General features: G+C 67.6%; 3 protein-coding genes. All 3 read right to left on the reverse strand.

Going from position 1 to position 2,114, the window contains the following annotated elements:
- Window positions 1–240 (reverse strand): DJ-1/PfpI family protein (locus MKL11_RS00085; RefSeq protein WP_243939184.1); only part of this gene is annotated, 240 nt, incomplete at its 3' end.
- Between the two features lie 53 nt (window positions 241–293).
- Complete coding sequence (locus tag MKL11_RS00090; RefSeq protein ID WP_243939185.1) at window positions 294–1,262, reverse strand: alpha/beta hydrolase; 969 nt, start codon at window positions 1,260–1,262, stop codon at window positions 294–296.
- Between the two features lie 75 nt (window positions 1,263–1,337).
- A complete protein-coding gene (locus tag MKL11_RS00095) occupies window positions 1,338–1,919 on the reverse strand; it encodes a carboxymuconolactone decarboxylase family protein (RefSeq protein ID WP_243939186.1) in 582 nt (193 codons plus the stop codon).
- Window positions 1,920–2,114: the final 195 nt, after the last annotated feature.

Genomic DNA, 2,114 nt, shown 5'->3' on the forward strand with positions numbered 1-2,114 from the left:
ACCCGGGATGACGAGCCCGTCGTAATCGGAGGCCGAGGCGCCCTTGATGGTCGCGTCGACGGCGTAGCGGCCAGCCGGGTCCAAGTCGTTGTTGACCGTCTCGGCCTCGCCGGCCTCCAGCCCGATCACGGTGACGCTCGCACCGGCCTTCGTCACCGCATCGCGCGGCTGGACGAACTCCGGCTCCTCGGTCCCGCGCGGGGCGATCAGGATGGCAATCTTCTTTCCTTGCAAGGTCATGTCGTCTTCCTCGTTATGGGGGTGGGGAAAGTTCGGTGCGGCTGCGGCGCCCTTCAGGCCCTGCGGACGGCCCTACCGAGCAGGCCGGCCAACTCCTCGGTCGCCGCCAGGCAGCGCCGGGAATGCGCGGTCATCTGGATGAAGCCATGCGGCAGGTCCGGATGGTGGACGTAGGTGAGGTCATTGCCCGCCGCTGCGAGCTTCCTGGCATAGGCGTGGCCGACGTCCCGCAGCATGTCGAAGCCGCAGGTCACCAACAGCGCCGGCGGCAGATCCGCGTGGCTCTCCGCGTTCATCGGCGTGACGTAGGGCTGCGTGTAGTCGACCTCGTGCGGCAGCAGGTGCCAGAGGAACTGGTGGACACCCGCCGTATCGACGTAGGCGCCGGTGCGGTTCTCGATCCCGGCCTTGGTCTCGAACGGCAGCGCCGTCTCGGGATAAAGCGGCATCTGCAGGGCGAGACGCGGGCCGCCGGTGTCGCGCAGGCGCAGGGAGATCGTGCAGGTCATGTTGCCGCCGGCCGAGTCGCCGCCGAGCGCGATCCGCGCCGGGTCGATCCCGCGTTCGGCGGCATGCTCGAACAGCCAGCGCACGACGAACTCGTTCTCGTCGATCTGGACCGGCCACTGGTACTCGGGCGCGAGCTTGTAATCCACGCAGTAGATCTGCACGCCGCTGCCTTCGGACAGGCGCCGCATGGCGGTCTCGAACTGGTCGAGCGATCCGACGACGAAGCCGCCGCCGTGTAGGTAGACCAGAGCGGCACCTTCGGCCGGGCCGGGCTTGGAGGGGTGGTAGACGCGTACGGGTACAGTGCCGTGCGGACCGCGCAGGCCGAGATGCTCGATTTTGCCGATGGGTGGCTTGTCGGCATCGATGAAGGCGTCGTGGGCGCGCCGCTGCTTGTAGAACGGCTCCGGCCCTCCAAGCACGGGTCCGGTCTTCAGCCATTCCGCGATCTCGGCATCCATGGCGGTGCGGGCCACCGTCTCGGGCAGGTCGCTCGCGGCGTAGACGGGCATGGGTACGCATCCTTCGGTGCGATCGGATCGGGTCCGAGTCGGCTTCATGCGGGCTGGGACGAGAACGGCTGCGGCCTACGGGGCCGGCTCGACCTGCTGCTCCGGCACCGGCACGTCGAAGCCGTTCAGCGTGATGCAGACCATCGCGTAGAGGCCGACGAGGTGGATTAGTTCGGACACGCCGGGGGCGCCGAACGCGGCGACGACCCGGTCGTAGACGGGGCGCGGAAGGACGCCGCCGGCATTCAGGGAGCTGGCAGCATCGAAGACGGCAGCCTCCTCGGTTAAGAGGTCGGACGGACGCTGACCGGACACGATGGTCGCGACCTTGCCTTCCGGCAGACCCTTCTCCCGGGCGACCTGGACATGGGCGTAGAGCTCGTAGGCCGACTTGAACCGCGAGCCCGTCACCAGGATCGCGACCTGCCGTGCCGCGTCCGAGAGGGCGCCGCGCTTCGATACCGCCTCGGTGAGGTCCCAGACCGCCTTGCCGATCTCCGGCTCGTGCAGCCACGGATTGAACGGACCGAGCAGCGCGCCGTCCGCCCTTTCCGTCTGGAACCCCTGGAACTGCTTCGCGATGCCGGCCCGGAGCGTGTCGTAGAGGCGGCGCTGCTCGGTGCTGAGGTCCTGCGGTGGAATAGGCGGGAGACGCAACGGAGAACTCCGCGAGGGGGGACGGGGCAGTCGTATCGACCTACCCGCGACAAGCCCCCCCTGGCCTCGGCGTTCCAAAAATTCGTTCACGTCTGAGTGAAATGAGCCTGAACGAGGAACGGATAAGCCTAGGCGAGGTTCATCGTCGGATTTGAAAATGATGGAGTTGAGAGCCTTGCCAGCGCCTGTCCGTTA

It is taken from the genome of Methylobacterium sp. J-077 (genome assembly GCF_022829365.1).
Taxonomy (GTDB): domain Bacteria; phylum Pseudomonadota; class Alphaproteobacteria; order Rhizobiales; family Beijerinckiaceae; genus Methylobacterium.

Coding starts and splice junctions, on each gene's coding strand:
- MKL11_RS00090 (WP_243939185.1), bottom strand. CDS start 1,262: ATGCCCGTCTACGCCGCGAGCGACCTGCCCGAGACGGTGGCCCGCACC.